Here is a 413-nt window from a genome sequence, read left to right as displayed (position 1 = left end):
GGTCGGATTTTAACTTTAGCGCGTATACTTAAAAAGGGCTTGAAAGTTTTTTGGCGCAATAAGTACCTGATAGAGTTTCTGCCTCATTACACCAAATAAAACTGAAAAATTTAAACGATACTCAGTAATTTGATCTGGGTTCCAAGGCCCTTGTGCATCACACATATGAAGCGATAATATATTGCACATGACCAAGTTTGCCCAAAATTCTTGTAATACAGCCTCTCCAGAAAAATTCTCTAACTCTGCTCCTACTTTGAGTCGTTTCCTCTATGTGCCACCTTAACACATAAGCTTTGCTCCAAAGTCTCGGTCAAAAACTCTGTTTCTCAGTTGGCTAATGTCAGCACTATAACTCTTACTTTCTGTCCTTTCATTTTATTTTTTAGCTTTTCATTTTCTAATATAAAATC

At 36.3% G+C, this 413-nt stretch carries 1 pseudogene; it reads right to left on the bottom strand.

The window, feature by feature from the left end:
- Window positions 1–413 (bottom strand): annotated as a pseudogene (locus tag WOCAOBSORBRA_RS06115) (IS4-like element ISWosp8 family transposase); the annotation flags it as partial.

Origin of the sequence: Wolbachia endosymbiont of Cardiocondyla obscurior, assembly GCF_902713635.1 — a bacterium.
Taxonomy (GTDB): domain Bacteria; phylum Pseudomonadota; class Alphaproteobacteria; order Rickettsiales; family Anaplasmataceae; genus Wolbachia; species Wolbachia pipientis.
Note: the sequence above shows the minus strand (reverse complement) of the source record. Positions and strands in the feature narration are given on the sequence as shown.